17 protein-coding genes and 3 tRNA genes are annotated in these 18052 nt (G+C 69.0%); 11 read left to right on the forward strand and 9 right to left on the reverse strand.

Annotated features, from left to right (window positions below; all coding sequences use genetic code 11):
• Window positions 1–58: 58 nt before the first annotated feature.
• From AB0D14_RS13035 to AB0D14_RS13055, 5 genes are all read right to left on the reverse strand, one after another.
• The gene (locus AB0D14_RS13035) at window positions 59–865 is read right to left on the reverse strand and encodes an ABC transporter permease (RefSeq protein WP_362777769.1); all 807 of its coding nucleotides are present in this window, start codon (window positions 863–865) and stop codon (window positions 59–61) included.
• Window positions 862–1908, reverse strand: coding sequence for an ABC transporter ATP-binding protein (locus AB0D14_RS13040; protein WP_362777772.1), 1047 nt, complete (start codon window positions 1906–1908; stop codon window positions 862–864). The genes AB0D14_RS13035 and AB0D14_RS13040 overlap by 4 nt, the downstream gene beginning before the upstream one ends.
• Before the next feature lie 222 nt (window positions 1909–2130).
• Window positions 2131–2203 (reverse strand) — tRNA-Gly (locus tag AB0D14_RS13045).
• Window positions 2204–2282: 79 nt separating this feature from the next.
• Window positions 2283–2354 (reverse strand) — tRNA-Gly (locus AB0D14_RS13050).
• Between the two features lie 335 nt (window positions 2355–2689).
• Entirely contained in the window at window positions 2690–3007 is a 318-nt protein-coding gene (locus tag AB0D14_RS13055) for an Lsr2 family protein (protein WP_362777775.1), read from the reverse strand.
• A gap of 371 nt (window positions 3008–3378) precedes the next feature.
• Between AB0D14_RS13055 and purS the strand changes: the two genes are divergently transcribed.
• From purS to purM, 9 genes are all read left to right on the forward strand, one after another.
• Window positions 3379–3642, forward strand: coding sequence for a phosphoribosylformylglycinamidine synthase subunit PurS (purS, locus tag AB0D14_RS13060; RefSeq protein ID WP_009313473.1), 264 nt, complete (start codon window positions 3379–3381; stop codon window positions 3640–3642).
• Complete coding sequence (gene purQ / locus AB0D14_RS13065) at window positions 3639–4343, forward strand: phosphoribosylformylglycinamidine synthase subunit PurQ (protein ID WP_362777777.1); 705 nt, start codon at window positions 3639–3641, stop codon at window positions 4341–4343. Before purS ends, purQ begins: the two co-directional genes overlap by 4 nt.
• Window positions 4340–6616, forward strand: coding sequence for a phosphoribosylformylglycinamidine synthase subunit PurL (gene purL / locus AB0D14_RS13070; RefSeq protein ID WP_362777780.1), 2277 nt, complete (start codon window positions 4340–4342; stop codon window positions 6614–6616). The genes purQ and purL overlap by 4 nt, the downstream gene beginning before the upstream one ends.
• A gap of 114 nt (window positions 6617–6730) precedes the next feature.
• The gene (locus AB0D14_RS13075; RefSeq protein ID WP_362777782.1) at window positions 6731–7285 is read left to right on the forward strand and encodes a winged helix-turn-helix domain-containing protein; all 555 of its coding nucleotides are present in this window, start codon (window positions 6731–6733) and stop codon (window positions 7283–7285) included.
• A gap of 10 nt (window positions 7286–7295) precedes the next feature.
• Window positions 7296–8159, forward strand: coding sequence for a M23 family metallopeptidase (locus tag AB0D14_RS13080; protein ID WP_362777784.1), 864 nt, complete (start codon window positions 7296–7298; stop codon window positions 8157–8159).
• A 156-nt stretch (window positions 8160–8315) separates the two neighbouring features.
• Window positions 8316–9152, forward strand: a complete 837-nt coding sequence (locus tag AB0D14_RS13085) for a sterol carrier family protein (protein ID WP_362777786.1) — start codon at window positions 8316–8318, stop codon at window positions 9150–9152.
• 121 nt (window positions 9153–9273) lie between these two features.
• A complete protein-coding gene (locus AB0D14_RS13090; protein WP_362777789.1) occupies window positions 9274–10146 on the forward strand; it encodes an META domain-containing protein in 873 nt (290 codons plus the stop codon).
• Between the two features lie 83 nt (window positions 10147–10229).
• Window positions 10230–11756 carry an amidophosphoribosyltransferase gene (gene purF, locus AB0D14_RS13095; protein ID WP_362777792.1) on the forward strand — a complete coding sequence of 509 codons (1527 nt, stop codon included), beginning with the start codon at window positions 10230–10232 and terminating at the stop codon, window positions 11754–11756.
• A 102-nt stretch (window positions 11757–11858) separates the two neighbouring features.
• Window positions 11859–12944 carry a phosphoribosylformylglycinamidine cyclo-ligase gene (purM, locus tag AB0D14_RS13100; protein WP_362777795.1) on the forward strand — a complete coding sequence of 362 codons (1086 nt, stop codon included), beginning with the start codon at window positions 11859–11861 and terminating at the stop codon, window positions 12942–12944.
• Window positions 12945–13206: 262 nt separating this feature from the next.
• On the opposite strand, the gene AB0D14_RS13105 is transcribed toward purM, so the two are convergent.
• Together AB0D14_RS13105 and AB0D14_RS13110 are read right to left on the reverse strand one after the other, a co-directional pair.
• Window positions 13207–13458, reverse strand: coding sequence for a DUF3073 domain-containing protein (locus AB0D14_RS13105; protein ID WP_107020614.1), 252 nt, complete (start codon window positions 13456–13458; stop codon window positions 13207–13209).
• Window positions 13459–13792: 334 nt separating this feature from the next.
• A complete protein-coding gene (locus AB0D14_RS13110) occupies window positions 13793–14884 on the reverse strand; it encodes a Glu/Leu/Phe/Val dehydrogenase dimerization domain-containing protein (RefSeq protein ID WP_362777798.1) in 1092 nt (363 codons plus the stop codon).
• 232 nt (window positions 14885–15116) lie between these two features.
• Here AB0D14_RS13110 and AB0D14_RS13115 point away from each other — a divergent pair, with 232 nt between their 5' ends.
• A complete protein-coding gene (locus tag AB0D14_RS13115) occupies window positions 15117–15995 on the forward strand; it encodes a hypothetical protein (protein ID WP_362777800.1) in 879 nt (292 codons plus the stop codon).
• A gap of 565 nt (window positions 15996–16560) precedes the next feature.
• Window positions 16561–16767, forward strand: coding sequence for a developmental transcriptional regulator BldC (gene bldC / locus AB0D14_RS13120; RefSeq protein ID WP_003949541.1), 207 nt, complete (start codon window positions 16561–16563; stop codon window positions 16765–16767).
• A 480-nt stretch (window positions 16768–17247) separates the two neighbouring features.
• On the opposite strand, the gene AB0D14_RS13125 is transcribed toward bldC, so the two are convergent.
• Together AB0D14_RS13125 and AB0D14_RS13130 are read right to left on the reverse strand one after the other, a co-directional pair.
• A complete protein-coding gene (locus tag AB0D14_RS13125) occupies window positions 17248–17430 on the reverse strand; it encodes a DUF6274 family protein (RefSeq protein WP_362777803.1) in 183 nt (60 codons plus the stop codon).
• Window positions 17431–17912: 482 nt separating this feature from the next.
• Window positions 17913–17987, reverse strand: a tRNA-Asp gene (locus AB0D14_RS13130).
• Window positions 17988–18052: the final 65 nt, after the last annotated feature.

Below are 18052 nucleotides of genomic sequence, written 5' to 3' on the forward strand. Positions count from 1 at the left end.
CTAGCCCCAGCGCCAGACCTGGTCTTGGTCGCGACCTCGGCCCCGGTTTTGGTCCTGGTCAGCGCCTCGGCTCCCAGCGGAACCACTTCCGTACAGCAAACACCGCGAGCACGGTCCAGGCCAGCGCTGTCGCCATGGCGCCCAGGGCCTCGTACGCGGAGAGGTTCCCGGTCCAGCCACCGCGTACCAGTGTGATCACCGGGGACAGCGGCAGCAGTTCGCAGAAGGCTGCGAGCCGGTCGGGCATGACCTCGAAGGGCACAACGGTGCCGGAAGCCATCATCGACACGAGCAGCAGCGGCATCGCCGCGACCTGGGCGCCCTCCACGCTCTTGCTGAAACCCGCGGTCACCGCCGCGAGCGCGGGCCACATCACGAGCCCCATCAGCAGCCCCACCACGGCGAGGAGAGGCGCCTGGGGCGTTCCCACGTCCATGAGCGCCGCGCACACCCCCGTCAGCACCAGGCACTGCACCAGGCCGATGAGGACAGAGGGGAGGGCGGCTCCCATCAGGATCTCCGCGTCCCGCAGCTCCCCGGTGCGCAGCCGCTTGAGGACGAGTTCCTCGCGACGGGCGGCGAAGACGCTCACGAGTGTGCTGTAGACGGCGAAGAGCAGGGAGAAGCCGACGGCGGAGGGCAGGATGACCGAGCCGACCGTGAGGCCGGAGCCCTTCAGGTCCATGTCGTCGACCGTCGAGCGCATGCTGATCGGCAGGACCAGCGGCACGAACACCGCCGCGAAGAACGTGGCCCTGCTGCGCGCGATCAGTGTGAGTTCGGCCCGGGCGAGAGAGGCCATACGTCCGATCGCGGTCACCGTCGACGCCGAGGGTGCGGTCCTGGTCATGGTGTCCGCGCTCATGCCACGTGCTCCTTCTGCGAGTGCTTCTTCTGAGAGTGCGTCGAGTTCTCCGGAACCCGAGACCGCTCGGCCTGCCCCCGGCGCTCCGTCTGATCCGTCTGGTCCGCCTGCTCCGTCTGATCCGACACGTCGCGCGCGATCCGCAGGAACGCCTCCTCCAGGGACCCGGACCGCACATCGAGCCCCCGCAGCTCGACACCGGCCCGCTCGGCCCACACCAGCAGCCCGGTGGCGGCCCGCTGCAGCTCGTTCGTACGCAGCCGCAGCACCCGCCCGACGACCTCGTGCTCGGTGACGCCGAGAGAGTCGAGCGGCGGCAGGTCGCCGGGGAAGTAGCCGGTGGGCAGCTCGAAGGAGATCCGCGACGGCTGGGAGGCGGTGACCTCCGCCGGGGTGCCGGAGACCGCGATCCGCCCGTCGTGCAGGATCGCGAGCCGGTCGGCGAGCCCCTCCGCCTCCTCCAGGTAGTGGGTGGTGAGCAGCACGGTCGTGCCTGTCGCGCGCAGTTCGCGCACCAACTCCCAGGTCTCCTGGCGGCCTTCGGCGTCCAGGCCGGTCGTCGGCTCGTCCAGGAAGAGCACCTCGGGCCGCCCGAGGAGCGCGAGTGCGAGGTCCAGACGCCGCTTCTCTCCCCCGGACAACTGCTTCACCCGTACGCCCGCCCTGCGGGTGAGGCCGACCAGCGACAGTGCCTCGCTCTCCGGCCGCGCTCCGCTCGTGCAGCCTGCCCACATCCGTACCGTCTCCGAGACGGTCAGTTCGGACGGGAAGCCGCCCTCCTGGAGCATGAGGCCGATGCGCGGGCGCACCGCGGAGCGTTCGGTGTACGGGTCGTGGCCGAGGACACGCACCCGGCCCCCGGCGGGCGGCGCGAGTCCCTCGATGAGTTCGACGGTGGAGGTCTTGCCCGCGCCATTGGTGCCGAGCAGTGCGAAGAGTTCGCCGCGGCCGACCTCGAAGGACACCCCTCGGACCGCTTCGTACCCTCCCCGGTAGACGCGTCGAAGATCAGTGACCTCGATCACGGGCTCATTCGTATTCATGACTCAAGCGTCTCGGCCGCCGACGGGTCTCGGCAGTGCACGCTGTCACCGCTGCACATGACAAATGTCAGTCGCCCCCGGGCATGGGTGAACATGAGCAGGCCTGGGCGTGCATGCATGAGCAGGCGTGTCCGTGCATGGACAGGCGTGGAGCGAGTGGGCGCACACGAGAAAAGGCTCCAGTCATATGACTGGAGCCTTCACTCTCTAACTTCTTACCGGAGCGGACGACCAGGTTCGAACTGGCGACCTCAACCTTGGCAAGGTTGCGCTCTACCAACTGAGCTACGTCCGCATTGCCTCCGACCGGCTTTCACCGATCGGCGCGAACATCAGCCTACCTGATCCATTGAGCGATCAGACCGGCGATGCAGAGCGGGTGACAGGAATTGCACACTGCGCCTTCCCCCTGGAAGGGGGATGTTCTGCTACTGAACTACACCCGCGTGACTCCGTGAGCCGGGCCTTTCGGCCTTGCCCCTCGGCGTGCTCCAGACTCTAGCTGATCGCCGGGGGTGCAGCGCAAGTCGACTGCCCCCAGGGCCCGGTGACGGCCCCGGCAGCGCGAGGCCCGGGGCCTTCCAAGGGTGCGGGGAACTGCGCGACCAGCCCCCACCGCCCCGCGGCCGGCGAACAGCCTTCGAACCCCGAACCCCGAACCCCGAACCCCGAACCCCGAACCCCGAGCGCCCGGGAGGCCGACCGGCCTCCCGGGCGGGAGGCCAGGTCGACGAGCCCCCGCCCCCTTCTCCGGTTCTCCGGTTCTCCGGGAGGGAACCGCTCACTGCGCCGCGGTGAACGCCTCATAGACCCGCTTGGGGATGCGGCCCCGGGCGGGCACCTCCAGCTTGTTGGACTGGGCCCAGGCCCGGACGGCCGCCGGGGCGGGGGCCACCGCCGTCTGCCGGTAGGTCCTGCCGGAGCGCGACCGCTTGCGGCCGGCCTCCACGTAAGGCTCCAAAGCCCTGCGCAGCTGCTCGGCATTGGCCGGATTCAGGTCGATCTCGTACGACTTGCCGTCCAGACCGAAGGCGATCGTTTCCGCCGCTTCCGAGCCGTCGATGTCGTCGAAGAGAGTGACTACGACACGCTGCGCCACGAATATCGGTCCCTTCGTGCGGCATCTCTCCGGCTGACGCGCGATGACGCGCGATGACGTGCGGAGATGCCGACTGTCCGACTGCTTTTATGGGTGATTGGGCAAAGTATCTGCTATTGCCATTTCATTTGTACAGTGCCCGGCAATCCAATGTGAAGCTCGACTAAATCTCTTGGCGTGTCCCCAGGGCAATAGGGATCCTGGTCTCGATCAGGATCTTTCCCAGATTTTTCGTGAAGGGCGGGCCGGGGATAGGTCCTCGATGCAGAATCGTGATGACGGTCACGTAGATTCCTACGAATCTACCCGCGTAGAATTTTTGTACGGGTAGTCTGAACGAACCTGCTCAGCACCACACACCGGGAGTGCCAGTGGCACGCGTCGTAGTCGACGTCATGCTCAAGCCGGAGATCCTCGACCCCCAGGGCCAGGCGGTGCAGCGTGCACTACCGCGCCTCGGTTTCGAAGGCATCTCCGACGTACGTCAGGGAAAGCGATTCGAACTGGAAGTTGACGGACCGGTGGACGACGCCGCGCTCGCCCGCATCCATGAACTCGCCGAATCCTTCCTCGCCAACACCGTGATCGAAGACTTCACGGTCAAGGTCGAGGAAGTCGCGGAGGCCGGAAAGTGACCGCTCGTATTGGGGTCGTCACTTTCCCGGGAAGCCTCGACGACCGGGACACCCAGCGTGCGATCAAGCTCGCCGGTGCCGAACCCGTCGCTCTCTGGCACAAGGACAAGGACCTCAAGCAGGTTGACGCGGTGGTGCTGTGCGGCGGTTTCTCGTACGGCGACTATCTGCGCGCCGGTGCCATCGCGCGGTTCTCACCGGTGATGGAGACCGTCATTGAGCAGGCGAAGTCGGAAATGCCGGTGCTCGGCATCTGCAACGGCTTCCAGATCCTCACCGAGGCCCACCTGCTCCCCGGCGGGATGCTCGGCAACGACCACCTCCACTTCATCTGCCGCGACCAGAAGTTGAAGGTGGAGAACGCGGAAACCGCCTGGACCGCCGACTACGAGTCCGGCCAGGAGATCCACATCCCGCTGAAGAACATGGACGGGCGGTACGTCGCCGACGAGCGCACCCTCGACATGCTGGAGGCGGAGGGCCGGGTCGCCTTCCGTTACGTGGTCGGCGGTGACACGGCCGACGGCTACGGCAACCCCAACGGCTCGCTGCGGGACATCGCCGGCATCTCGAACGAGGCGGGCAACGTCGTCGGTCTGATGCCGCACCCGGAGCACGCTGTCGAGCCCCTCGTCGGCTCCGGCCGCACCGACGGCCTCCCCTTCTTCACCTCGATCCTCAAGAAGCTGGTCAACGCATGAGCCGGACGCCTCTGGACACGGTCGAGCACGCGGCCGGGACCCCCGACGTCGAGCTGCCCTGGGCCGAACTCGGCCTGAAGAAGGACGAGTACGAGCGGGTCGTGGAGATCCTCGGCCGCCGGCCCACCGGTGCCGAACTCGCCATGTACTCCGTCATGTGGTCCGAGCACTGCTCGTACAAGTCCTCCAAGGTGCACCTGCGCCAGTTCGGCGAGAAGGCGCCCCAGTCGGACGCCCTCCTCGTCGGCATCGGCGAGAACGCGGGCGTCGTCGACGTCGGCCAGGGCTACGCGGTCACCTTCAAGGTCGAGTCGCACAACCACCCGTCGTACGTCGAGCCCTACCAGGGCGCGGCCACCGGTGTCGGCGGCATCGTGCGCGACATCATCGCGATGGGCGCCCGCCCGGTCGCGGTCGTGGACCCGCTGCGCTTCGGCGCGGCCGACCACCCCGATACCAAGCGCGTGCTGCCGGGTGTCGTCGCCGGCATCGGCGGCTACGGCAACTGCCTGGGCCTGCCGAACATCGGCGGTGAGGTCGTCTTCGACGCCTGCTACCAGGGCAACCCGCTGGTCAACGCCGGTGCCATCGGCGTCATGCGGCACGAGGACATCCACCTCGCGAAGGCGTCGGGCTCGGGCAACAAGGTCATCCTGTACGGGGCCCGCACGGGCGGCGACGGCATCGGCGGCGCCTCGATCCTGGCGAGCGAGACCTTCGACGACGCGAAGCCGTCGAAGCGTCCCGCCGTCCAGGTCGGCGACCCCTTCCAGGAGAAGCTCCTCATCGAGTGCACCCTGGAGGCCTTCGCCGAGAAGCTGGTGGTCGGCATCCAGGACCTGGGCGCGGCCGGCCTGTCCTGCGCCACCTCCGAGCTCGCCTCCAACGGCTCCGGCGGCATGCGCGTCACCCTGGACGACGTACCGCTGCGCGACTCGACGCTCTCGCCCGAGGAAATCCTCATGAGCGAGTCGCAGGAACGCATGTGCGCGGTCGTCGAGCCGGAGAAGGTCGACCGCTTCCTGGAGATCTGCGACAAGTGGGACGTCATCGCCACCGTCATCGGTGAGGTGACCGACGGCGACCGTCTGGAGATCTACTGGCACGGCGGCAAGATCGTCGACGTCGACCCGCGCACGGTCGCGCACGACGGCCCGGTCTACGAGCGCCCGTACGCCCGTCCCGAGTGGCAGGACGCCCTGCAGGCGGACGACGCCAACAAGCTGCCCAGGCCCGCCACTTCGGAGGAGCTGAAGAGCCAGGTCCTCCAGCTGGTCTCCTCGCCGAACCAGGCCTCCAAGTCCTGGATCACCTCCCAGTACGACCACTTCGTGCAGGGCAACACGGTGCTGGCCCAGCCCGAGGACTCGGGCATGATCCGCATCGACGAGGAGTCCGGCCTCGGGGTCGCCATCGCCACGGACGGCAACGGCCGCTACGCCAAGCTGGACCCGTACCACGGCGCCCAGCTGGCCCTGGCCGAGGCGTACCGGAACGTCGCGACGACCGGCGCCAAGCCGCTCGCCGTCTCCGACTGCCTGAACTTCGGCTCGCCCGAGGACCCGGACGTCATGTGGCAGTTCGCGGAGGCCATCCGTGGACTGGCCGACGGCTGCCTGCAGCTGGGCACCCCGGTGACCGGCGGCAACGTCTCGCTCTACAACCAGACCGGCGAGGTGGCGATCCACCCGACCCCGGTCGTGGCCGTGCTCGGCGTCATCGACGATGTGGCCCGTCGCACCCCGGTCGCCTTCCGGGAAGAGGGCCAGCTCCTCTACCTGCTCGGCGACACCCGTGAGGAGTTCGGCGGTTCGGCCTGGTCGCAGGTCGTCCACGACCACCTCGGCGGGCTGCCGCCGGCCGTGGACCTGGAGCGGGAACGCCTCCTCGGCGAGATCCTGATCTCCGCTTCCCGTGACGGCATGATCGACGCCGCGCACGACCTGTCCGACGGCGGTCTGATCCAGGCCGTGGTCGAGTCGGCCCTGCTGGGCGGCAAGGGCGCACGTCTCGTCGTACCGGACGGGCTCGACGCCTTCACCTTCCTCTTCTCCGAGTCCGCGGGCCGCGCCGTCGTCGCGATCCCGCGCTCCGAGGAGCTCCGCTTCAACGACATGTGCGGGGCGCGGGGCCTGCCCGTCACCCGCATCGGTGTCGTCGACGGCACCGTGCGCGATTCCACCGCGGTGGTGGAGGTCCAGGGCGAGTTCACGCTCTCCCTGGCCGAGCTGCGCACGGCGCACGAGGGGACGATCCCGGCGCTGTTCGCCTGAGATCCCGTACGCGACCGAAGGCTCCGTCCGAACTGCACACTCCGGGCGGGGCCTTCGTCGTGCCTGCGACCCGTCTCCCTTGACCGCTTATACGTAATTACGTAATCTCGCGTCATGGATCTGGAGCAGCGCGTCGCGGAACTGGAGCGGCGACTCGACGCCCTGGAGAGCAATGCCCTGGAGAGCAATGACCCAGAGAGAAATGACCCGGAGAGCGACGCCCGGGAGAACGCTGAGCCTCCCGCGCGTGCGGGCGACGGCGACTTCTGGGCGCTCGAAGGACTCAAGGCGCAGCTGGCCCGAGTGCCGACCGGAGGCGTGCTGTTCACGGGCGCGGTGCGGCTGCCGACCGAGGCGCGGTACGAGTGGCAGTACGGCATGGTCACCGACCAGCTGCTCGACGCCGACTGGAGCGAGGCGGCCGAGGCGTTCGCCGCGCTCGGGCACGTGATGCGGCTGCGGTTGCTGCGCGAGATCCTCGGCGGCCGGCGTACGGCCACCGAACTGGCCGGGCTCGACGACGTGGGCACGAGCGGCCAGATCTACCACCACCTGCGGCAGCTGACCGCCGCGGGCTGGCTCCGGCAGGCCGGCCGTGGACGCTACGAGATCCCGGGGAGCCGCGTCGTGCCGCTTCTCGTGGCGCTGACCACGGTCCAGCCGACCTGAGAGGGGACCCATGTCCGTCCGTAAGGCCGCGTTCCGCAAGACCGCGATGATTCTGTTTCGGCTGCTTCAACTGACCTTCCTGGTCATGGTCCTGGGGGACATCTTCGTCCCCGGCTACCCGCTCGCCTGGGCCTGGGCCTTCGCGCCCCTGCTGCTGGCCTACGCCCTCGGGCTCGCCGTGAGCCGCACCGCACCCCCGCCGGAGACCGCCGACCGTCCGCCGGTCGAGGTGGAGCCGCCGGTCAGAGGCCGCTGGGCCGCCGTGAACAGCCCGGCCACCAAAACGCCGAGCCACGGCACGCGCGCGTACGGGCAGACGTACGCGATCGACATCGTGGCCGAGCCCGCCGAAGGGTCCCGTCCCGCCTTCGCCATGCTCTGGCCGGTCGTCCGGCGCGGCCGTGCCTTCCCCGCGTACGAGGAGCCGCTGTTCGCCGTGGCCGACGCCACGGTCGTGCACGCGGCGGACTGGATGCGCGACCACCTCAGCCGGAACTCACTTCCCGCAGTCGCCTACTTGGTGCTGATCGAGTCGTGGATTCGAGACACCGGCGGCGCGTCCTGGATCGTCGGCAACCACGTCGTACTCGACCTGGGGGACGGGGTGTACGCGATGTACGCGCACCTGAGGCGCGGCTCGCTCACTGTCAGGCAGGGCGACCGCGTACGGGCAGGTCAGCGGCTCGGCCTCTGCGGCAACTCGGGAAACTCCACCGAACCGCATGTGCACTTCCAGCTGATGGACGGCCCGGACCTGGACTCGGCCCACGGCATCCCGTTCAGCTGGCGGGAGATCGGGGTGCCTGCCAACGGCGAGACCATCACGGCGGAAGTACCCACCTCCGAGCGGAGCACCTCCCAGGGAAGCGCATAGGTTCGCGGCCATGCCCCGGCGACGTGCGCTCGGCCATAACCGTCATGTTGCACCTCCCTCCAGGCGAAGGCCAGTGTCGTCCGGGTCGGGTGGTGCCGGGTGGCGTTCGCAGGTGATCACACTCACGGGTGACTGTCCCCGCCGTACCCTTCCCCCATGCCCCCGGCCAAGAAGCGCGCCCGTACCCGTACCTACGACCAGGCGAAGATCCGCACCGCGGTCCTCGCCCAGTTCGGGAACGTACGGGCGGCGGTACGCGACCTCACTCCCGGGCAGCTCGCCGGGCCGGCCGGGCTCGGCGACTGGACCGTACGGGAGCTGGCCGCGCACCTCACCATGGCGCTGGAGGCCGTGAGTCGCGGCCTGGACCGGGACGAGCCCGCCGGTCCCGCGCTCGCCCTGCTCGACTGGCCGTCCACCACCGCCCCGCGGGCCGGCGAGGTCGACGGCGACGTACGGACGCTCGCGGCCGCCGAGCCGGACCTCGACGCGCTGTACGAGCGCACCGAGGCCCGTTTCACCGAGCGTCTGCCGGTCACCGAGCGTCTGCCGGGCGTCTCGGCGGCGGGCGCGCCGGGCGGGCGGCTCCTGGTCACACGCGTGGGGACGATGACCCTGGCCGACTACCTCGCCACCCGCACGGTGGAGCTGGTCGTCCACACCGACGACCTGAACGCGGCCGTCCCGGGTCTCGATGTCCCGTACGACCGTCAGGCCCTCGCCGCGTGCACCCGCCTGCTGGCCGACGTGCTCGCAGCCAAGGCGCCCGGCGCCTCCACCGAGGTGCGCGTACCGCCGTACGCGGTCGTGCAGTGCGTGGCAGGTCCGCGCCACACCCGCGGCACCCCGCCCAACGTCGTCGAGACGGATCCGCTGACCTGGATCCGACTCGCGACCGGGCGTACGCGGTGGCAGGCGGCCCTCGACGACGCGAAGGTCAGCGCGAGCGGAGAACGCGCCGACCTGGGCGGACTGCTTCCCCTCATGAGCTGACCCCGAGGGCGGCCCGCCGCCGGGCCGGCCTCGGATCATCGGCGTCGGACCAGGGAGCGGCCGTTGCGCTGCCGTTATCCGGTGAGGGAACCAGGCACCCCACCCGCCCCGTCAAAGCGGCATGCACACGAAGCGTCTCAACCTCAGCGCACTCAGCGCCCGAGCCGGTCTCAGCGCCCTGGCGGTCACCGGACTCCTCGCCACGGCTGCCTGCGGCACGGAAAGCGGCGACAAGGACTCCGGTTCCAGTGCGGTCGGCACCCGGCAGGCGGCCGGGATCACCGGCAAGCAGTGGAACGTGGAGAGCGTGACGGCCGACGGCAAGACACAGAACGCCCCGGCCGGCGCCCACATCGAGTTCAGCAAGGACGGCAAGGTGGGCGGCAACTACGGCTGCAACCACTTCGGGGCCACCGCCAAGATCAAGGGCGACACGATCACGATCGGTGACGACACCGTCAAGACCAAGATGGCCTGCACCACCGAAGGGACGATGGGCTTCGAGTCGAAACTCGGCGAGGCCATTTCCGACAGCACGATCAAGGCCAAGGTCGACGACGACAAGCTGACGCTCACCACCGGGGACGGGACCACCGTGAACCTCACCGCCGAGAAGCCGGCCGACCTCTACGGCACGAAGTGGAACGTCACCGGCACGGTGAAGGTCGACGAGAAGGGCGACGCCAAGGGCGGCTCCGCCGTGGCCCTGGCCGCCGAGGCCGAGGGCAAGGTCCATCTCACCTTCGACGGGAAGGGTTCCGTCCGCGGCGAGCTCGGCTGCAACAAGGTGACCGCGAAGGCCACGGTCGGCGACGGCACTATCACCCTGGGCACGCCGGGCACCACCCGGAAGATGTGCTCCGACTCACTCATGGACACCGAACGGTCCCTCCTGAAGCTCTTCGGCGGCACGGTGAAGTACCAGCTGAAGGGCAGCAACCTGACCCTGACCAGCGAAAACGGAGCGGGCCTGGAAGCCGCCGCCACGAAGTGATCCCCGGCGGGCGGCGCCCGGCGGCGCCGCTCGGGCACTTCCCCAATTCGGACCAGTGGACGATCTCGCCTACACTCGGTGGCGTGCCACGTGGTGACGGTCGACTCAGTCATGATCTGCTCCCCGGCGAGAAAGGACCCCAGGACGCTTGCGGCGTCTTCGGAGTCTGGGCTCCCGGTGAAGAGGTCGCCAAGCTCACTTACTTCGGGCTCTACGCCCTCCAGCATCGAGGCCAGGAATCCGCGGGAATCGCGGTCAGCAATGGCTCTCAGATCCTCGTCTTCAAGGACATGGGCCTCGTGTCCCAGGTCTTCGACGAGTCCTCTCTCAGCTCCCTCCTCGGTCATATCGCGGTCGGTCACGCCCGCTACTCGACCACCGGTGCCTCCACCTGGGAGAACGCCCAGCCGACCTTCCGTGCCACCGGGCACGGCTCGATCGCGCTCGGCCACAACGGCAACCTGGTCAACACGGCGGAACTCGCCGAGATGGTCGCCGACCTCCCCAAGCAGGAGAGTGGCGCCCTGCGGGTGGCGGCGACCAACGACACCGATCTGCTCACGGCCCTGCTGGCCGCCCAGGTCGACGACGACGGCAAGCCGCTGACCGTGGAAGAGGCCTCCGCAAAGGTCCTCCCGCAGGTCAAGGGCGCCTTCTCGCTCGTCTTCATGGACGAGCACACCCTCTACGCCGCCCGTGACCCGCAGGGCATCCGCCCGCTGGTCCTCGGCCGCCTGGAGCGCGGCTGGGTCGTCGCCTCCGAGTCCGCCGCTCTCGACATCTGCGGCGCGGCCTACGTACGCGAGATCGAGCCGGGCGAGTTCGTAGCCATCGACGAGAACGGCCTGCGAACCTCCCGATTCGCGGAAGCGAAGCCCAAGGGCTGCGTCTTCGAGTACGTGTACCTGGCCCGCCCGGACACCGATATCGCCGGCCGGAACGTGTACCTCTCCCGCGTGGAGATGGGCCGCCGCCTCGCCAAGGAAGCTCCGGCCGAGGCCGATCTGGTCATAGCGACCCCGGAATCCGGCACGCCCGCCGCGATCGGTTACGCGGAGGCCTCCGGCATTCCGTTCGGCGCCGGTCTGGTGAAGAACGCGTATGTCGGCCGGACCTTCATCCAGCCTTCACAGACCATCCGCCAACTGGGCATCCGCCTGAAGCTGAATCCGCTCAAGGAAGTCATCAAGGGCAAGCGTCTGGTTGTCGTCGACGACTCGATCGTGCGGGGCAACACCCAGCGCGCCCTGGTCCGCATGCTGCGGGAAGCGGGTGCGGCCGAGATCCACATCCGTATCTCGTCGCCCCCAGTGAAGTGGCCCTGCTTCTTCGGCATCGACTTCGCGACCCGCGCCGAGCTGATCGCCAACGGCATGTCCATCGACGAGATCGGCACCTCCCTCGGCGCCGACTCCCTGTCGTACATCTCCATCGACGGCATGATCGAGGCCACCACCATCGACAAGCCGAACCTGTGCCGTGCCTGCTTCGACGGCGAGTACCCGATGGACCTGCCGGATCCCGAGCTGCTCGGCAAGCAGCTCCTGGAGACCGAGCTGGCCGCGGGTCCCGCGGCCACGGCCGCGGCGGACGCGATCCGTCGCCCGTAAGCCCACGTGATCCGTCGCCCGTAAGCGCGCGCGATCGGTCGCCTGTAAGACGTGTAAGACCACGCAGCGACACCGCTGTACGACACGAAAGTTCTCACCCTCATGTCTGAGACAACTGGTGCCAGCCACGCAGCGGCGTCCTACAAAACAGCGGGCGTCGACATCGAAGCGGGCGACCGCGCCGTGGAACTCATGAAGGAGTGGGTGAAGAAGACCCAGCGTCCCGAGGTTCTCGGCGGCCTCGGCGGCTTCGCCGGACTCTTCGACGCCTCCGCCCTCAAGCGGTACGAGCGCCCGCTGCTCGCCTCCGCCACGGACGGCGTCGGCACCAAGGTCGACCTCGCCCGGCAGCTCGGCGTGTACGACACCATCGGCCACGACCTGGTCGCGATGGTCATGGACGACATCGTGGTGTGCGGCGCCGAGCCGCTCTTCATGACCGACTACATCTGTGTCGGCAAGGTCCACCCGGAGCGGGTGGCCGCCATCGTGAAGGGCATCGCCGAGGGCTGTGTCCTCGCAGGCTGCGCCCTGGTGGGCGGCGAGACGGCCGAACACCCCGGTCTGCTGGGCCCGGACGACTTCGACGTCGCCGGCGCCGGTACGGGTGTCGTGGAGGCCGACCGGCTCCTGGGCCCGGATCGTATCCGTACGGGTGACGCGGTGGTCGCCATGGCGTCCTCCGGCCTTCACTCGAACGGGTACTCCCTCGTCCGGCACGTCCTGTTCGACCGCGCGGAACTGAAGCTGGACCAGCACGTCGCGGAGTTCGGGCGGACGCTCGGCGAGGAGCTCCTGGAGCCCACCAAGATCTACTCGCTGGACTGCCTCGCGCTGACCCGTACGACCGACGTGCACGCGTACTCGCACATCACGGGCGGCGGCCTCGCGGCCAACCTGGCCCGGGTGATCCCGGACGGCCTGCACGCGATCGTCGACCGCGGCACCTGGACCCCGGCCCCCGTCTTCGACCTCGTCGGCACCACCGGCCGGGTGGACCGCCTGGAGCTGGAGAAGACGCTGAACATGGGCGTCGGCATGATCGCGATCGTCCCGGAGGAGTCCGCGGACGCGGCGCTCGCCACGCTCGCGGACCGCGGCGTGGAGGCCTGGGTGGCAGGCGAGATCACCGACCGCGGCGCCCACGAGACGGGCGCGGCGCTGATCGGCGACTACGCGCCCCGGTAGGACGCGTAGGCGTACCGGGGGCGGCCCTTCAGGGGCGCGGGGCTGTGCCGATATGCGGCTCCGCCGCGTGGGCGCGACCAGCCACGGCGAGCGCGCAGCCGAATCAACCACCCGCAGTGAACCCTGCACCCCGCGGAGCGGCAGGCATGCAGGCGGAGCGGCAGGCATGCAGGCGGAGCGGCAGGCATGCACAAAACCCGGTCCGGGCTAACCGCCCCGGACCGGGTGAAGCGCAGCTAGAACGACGAGCGCAGCAGGTGCGTCAAGCCCCGCGGCGTTGCGACGCAGGACCGGACTCATCGTCCTCGTCCTCGTCGTCGTTGTAGAGATCCGCGTACTGGGAGTACGGGTCGTCTTCCTCGTCGTCGTCTTCGAACGGCTCGCCATTCGGCGGCTGTTGCGAAGTCGAAGCGCCCAGCTCATTGGCCAGACGCGACAGATCTGTCCCGCCGCTGCTGTACTTCAGCTGGCGGGCGACCTTCGTCTGCTTGGCCTTTGCCCGGCCGCGCCCCATGGCTCGACCCCCTCGGATACGGGGCTCGACGGCCCCAGAGTCTTGACACGCGTTCACGATCTGGAACGGACTCTCCGTGGAGAGACCGGTCCGTAGGGCTTCCACGGTACCTGAGCCCACGCCCATACGGTACGTCGCCCGCAGGACGCGCCTGTCCCCAGCACCCGCGAGGTGCCCTGTCCTCGCTGGTCAACCGCGATTTTAACCTCTTCTCGACGAGCGACCCGCCGACGAACGTGAGAGTTCTCTCCCCCGCCTGCCGACAGGTACCCCGCAGGGCCGTCCGGACAACCTTCGGGCGACCTCCGGACGGCCTCCGAGCGACCTCCGGACGTCAGGGACGGCGGGCCTCCGCCATGCGGTGCTCGGCGATCCGGTCGGCCGCGGCGGCGGGCGGAATCCCGTCCTCCTTCGCACGAGCGAATATGGCCAGAGTGGTGTCGAAGATCTTCGCGGCCTTCGTCCTGCACCGCTCGAAGTCGAAGCCGTGCAGCTCGTCGGCGACCTGGATGACACCGCCCGCGTTCACCACGTAGTCCGGCGCGTAGAGGATCCCGCGGTCGGAGAGGTCCTTCTCGACGCCCGCGTGTTCCAGCTGGTTGTTGGCCGCACCGCAGACGATCCTGGCGGTGAGCTCCGGCACGGACCGGTCGTTCAGGGCGCCGCCGAGCGCGCACGGGGCGTAGATGTCGAGCCCCTCGATCTGGATCAGCCGCTCGGTGTCCGCGACGACCCCCACTTCAGGGTGCTTGTCGGCGATCCGCCACACGGCGTCCTGACGCACATCCGTGATCACGACCTGGGCGCCGTCCGCGAGCAGGTGCTCCACCAGGTGGTGGCCCACCTTGCCGACGCCCGCGATGCCGACCGTACGGCCGCGCAGCGACGGATCGCCCCACAGATGCTGGGCGGAGGCCCGCATGCCCTGGAAGACCCCGAAGGCCGTCAGGACGGACGAGTCGCCCGCGCCGCCGTTCTCGGGGGACCGCCCGGTCGTCCAGCGGCACTCGCGCGCCACGACGTCCATGTCGGCCACGTAGGTGCCGACGTCGCAGGCGGTCACGTACCGCCCGCCGAGCGAGGCCACGAAGCGGCCGTAGGCGAGGAGCAGGTCCTCGGTCTTGATCAGCTCGGGGTCGCCGATGATCACGGCCTTGCCGCCGCCGTGGTCGAGCCCGGCCATGGCGTTCTTGTACGACATCCCGCGCGACAGGTTCAGCGCGTCCGCGACGGCCGCCGCCTCGCTCGCGTACGGGTAGAAACGGGTGCCGCCGAGGGCCGGGCCCAGGGCGGTCGAGTGGATGGCGATGACGGCCTTGAGGCCGGTGGCGCGGTCCTGACAGAGCACGACTTGCTCATGGCCTCCCTGCTCCGACCGGAACAGGGTGTGCAGTACGTCGTCAGGACTGCCGATTACGTCGGTCACGGTGGTGACTCCCAGGTAAGTGGCGGCGGTCGGGCGGGCCCTCGTACGGGTGGCGGGGGCCCGTGTGGCACGAGATTAGAGCCTGTGCGGGACCGCCATCGGCGCAGTGGTCAGGATCACCCCCTCCCGGAGTACGGTCACGATAGGGCGTGGGACGATTTGCAGTGGTTTCCCGCGCGCCGGCTCGCAGGTCTCGCGGTTTTTCACCGGGCCGGATGGGGAGGGAGCAAGCGTGCCCAAGGTGTCCTCGTTGATCGTTCCGTACGCGTGCTATCTCCGCGTCTACGAACCGCTCGCGGCCTTCCCGGAGCCGGAGCGCGGCCACTGGTCCCGCTATGCGCGCCGCTCCGAGCGCCCCTCGTACCAGGACGAACTGCGCCGTTCGCTGGCCGACCTGCTGCCCGTGCCGCCGATCCCGGTGCCGGTGCAGGAGAGCGGCGACGCGTTCGTCGCGGAGCTGGACGGTGTGCTGTGCGTGTGCCCCTGGCGGACCCGGCTGCGCGGCTGGGAAGCCCTGGGTGAGCTGGCGCAGGAGTTGCCGGCCCCCGTCCTGGACGCGGCGCTGCCCGAGCTCGTACGCCGTCAGGCGGCCCAGGACTACGAACGCTGGCTGAGCCGCAACCCCGACGCCCGGCCCTGGATCCGCACGTCGACCTGGCAGGTCCCGCTGCACTGGTTCGTGCTCGTCTCGGACGAGGAGCGCGAGTACGACAAGGGGGCCGGGTCCGGGGGCGGTTCGGGGGGCGGTCCGAGGGCCGGGGAGGACGCGCCCGTGCTCCGTTACCGCACGCCGATGGTGCAGGCGCGGCGGCGGGTGGCGCGGGCCCTGCGGACGCTGCGGGACACCCTCGACGAGGGCCCGCTCATCGACGGCCTGGTGGACGTGGGGCGTTGGCTGGAGGAGTTCCACCCCCGCTCGCTGGTGGAACTGGACTACGGCGGCCTCGTACACGTCCTGCCCGCCGACGAACTCGACGGAGACCACTCCGCCGCGGACGTCGCCGAGGGCGTCGAGGCGCTGCGTGCGGGGGACGGGCCCGGCGCCGGCGAGGCATACGGTCGGCTCGTCGAACGGTGGCGGTCGGTCCGGGACCGTCGTTCGGCGAACTGACGGCGGACCGACGGCGGACCGACGGTGGACCGACGGCGATCTGACGGCGTACGGGCGTTCTTCGAGGCGGCTTTCGGGGCCGGGGAGGGCCGATGGTTCCTCTGCGTCACGCGATCTGACAGGACGTAAGTCTCGATCCGGGTCGTACGGGGTAAGCGTGATGGAAAGCACTTACCCGGACCTTGCGCCCAAGGCCCCTCCTCATGCCAAAATAGGACAAGGAGTCCGGGGAGGGCTCTTTCTGTCCGCACATGGGCGGAATCTCGGCATTGCGCGGCTATGGGGGTTCTCGTGACTCCTGATCGTCCTGTGACTGATCGTCACAGCGGCGTGACTGTCCGCTATGGCATGGTCCATCGGCTTCCGTCGCTGATGAACACCTGGGAGGGCAATTCCATCGGTTTGGCCGACGAGGCTGGACGGATGGTGTAGTTGTAGTGCCGAGGACAAGCCGTTCGTCCTATAACCGACTCGACCCGCATCCGCCATTTCGGGCAACGCGGGTCAAGGTGCAGAATTTAGAGGAAAGAACCGAGAACGATCGGTTCTCCCGAGGAGGCCGCTCATGACCGCTCGCACCCCTGATGCCGAGCCGCTGCTGACCCCGGCTGAGGTCGCCACGATGTTCCGCGTGGACCCGAAGACGGTCACGCGGTGGGCGAAGGCCGGCAAGCTCACATCGATCCGCACGCTCGGCGGACATCGCCGTTACCGCGAAGCAGAGGTTCGCGCTCTGCTGGCGGGCATCCCGCAGCAGCGCAGCGAAGCCTGAACAACAACTCCATAGCGGGGTATTCCGGCAGTTCCCCCATTTTGTCGGCAGGCCCCCACCCAAGCTCCAAGCGACGCGGATCCTGCCCCAACGGGGTCCACGCCCGAGCAAGAACCACGAGCAACGTGGGTGCGTCGTAGATCGCGCTGGACTCCGCCGGGTCCAGCGCGATTTTTTTTGTGCGCTGGTCATGGGATGTGCGCGCGTATCAGGTGGATCTGTGAGCGGCCTTGTCGCAGTCTGGGTGAGGCTGTCGGATCGGCTGTGGGTCACCTCAGGGCACAGTGCAATTGCACATATTAAATTGACCTGTTGTAGGTGGGGGGTAAGTTCCGCAGGTTTGAAAACTTATGCGGTGACACCCGTCACACGTCGTGGTCCTTGTTGCGCATGACATACCTGCGCTAAAGGAGACCTTTGCATCTGGAGCCGCGCGAGGGGCAGTTGGCGCGCGGTGGTTCCCGGCGGTTCTCATGGTTCTCACGCCGGGGAGGGGCTCTCGTCCTCCGTGGCGCTCTCGGAGTCCTCCGGACCGGCCTCCGAGGCCAGCCGAAGGAGCCGGTAGCAGATCGGGCAGTGCCTCGTCCGGTGACGATGCCCGGAGGCGGCCGACAGGTGGGCGCGGAGCAGAGCTCCCGTCTCATGTCGAGCGGTTGCCGCCATGGTCACCTCCGGTGGGGCCTGGGGCCGCGGGCCTGAGGTCTGAGGTCTCAGGCCCGCGGCCCCAGGTCTCAGGTCTGGGCTCTGTGTCTGGGGCTCTGGTTTCTAGGTACTTGCGGAATGTGACGGCGTCAAGACCGCGAGTCCGCCGCACGGGCCTCAGGGGGCTGAGGGGCTTTAAGGGGGCTCGTGGGGCTGGTGTTTGGAGTCGCGCGGGCCGATGAGGGGGTGATGGGGGCCGATCGCGCCCCCGCGCGGGAGCCCCCACGTGGGAGCCGCCCGTGTCACGGGCCCGCGCCCCCCTCGGAGGGTTGGTTCCCGCGCTCCTCAGGGGATTCCTGTGCTCCTTCAGGCGATTCCCGTGCCCCTCGGAGGGCGCCCGTGCCCCTTCAAGGTGTTCCCCGTGCCCCTTCAAGGGTGCGACTGCCCCCGGCGCACGAAGAAGGCCCCGCATCCTCGGGATGCGGGGCCTTCTCCATCTGCTGCGGTCCTGACGGGATTTGAACCCGCGGCCTCCACCTTGACAGGGTGGCGAGCACTCCAAGCTGCTCCACAGGACCTGGTTTCGCAGTGCGATCTTGCGTTGCGCTGCGAGACAGGACTCTACAGGAGGGTTGGCCCCCCG

The sequence above is a fragment of the Streptomyces sp. NPDC048484 genome (assembly GCF_040651415.1).
In the GTDB taxonomy this organism is placed as follows: Bacteria; Actinomycetota; Actinomycetes; order Streptomycetales; family Streptomycetaceae; genus Streptomyces.

Excerpts from the sequence above, each read along its gene's own strand:
- AB0D14_RS13080 (WP_362777784.1), top strand. The coding sequence starts at position 7,296 with ATGTCCGTCCGTAAGGCCGCGTTCCGCAAGACCGCGATGATTCTGTTT.
- AB0D14_RS13035 (WP_362777769.1), bottom strand. The coding sequence starts at position 865 with ATGAGCGCGGACACCATGACCAGGACCGCACCCTCGGCGTCGACGGTG.
- AB0D14_RS13075 (WP_362777782.1), top strand. The coding sequence starts at position 6,731 with ATGGATCTGGAGCAGCGCGTCGCGGAACTGGAGCGGCGACTCGACGCC.
- AB0D14_RS13040 (WP_362777772.1), bottom strand. The coding sequence starts at position 1,908 with ATGAATACGAATGAGCCCGTGATCGAGGTCACTGATCTTCGACGCGTC.
- purL (WP_362777780.1), top strand. The coding sequence starts at position 4,340 with ATGAGCCGGACGCCTCTGGACACGGTCGAGCACGCGGCCGGGACCCCC.
- AB0D14_RS13125 (WP_362777803.1), bottom strand. The coding sequence starts at position 17,430 with ATGGCGGCAACCGCTCGACATGAGACGGGAGCTCTGCTCCGCGCCCAC.
- AB0D14_RS13090 (WP_362777789.1), top strand. The coding sequence starts at position 9,274 with ATGCACACGAAGCGTCTCAACCTCAGCGCACTCAGCGCCCGAGCCGGT.
- AB0D14_RS13085 (WP_362777786.1), top strand. The coding sequence starts at position 8,316 with ATGCCCCCGGCCAAGAAGCGCGCCCGTACCCGTACCTACGACCAGGCG.
- AB0D14_RS13105 (WP_107020614.1), bottom strand. The coding sequence starts at position 13,458 with ATGGGGCGCGGCCGGGCAAAGGCCAAGCAGACGAAGGTCGCCCGCCAG.
- bldC (WP_003949541.1), top strand. The coding sequence starts at position 16,561 with ATGACCGCTCGCACCCCTGATGCCGAGCCGCTGCTGACCCCGGCTGAG.
- purM (WP_362777795.1), top strand. The coding sequence starts at position 11,859 with ATGTCTGAGACAACTGGTGCCAGCCACGCAGCGGCGTCCTACAAAACA.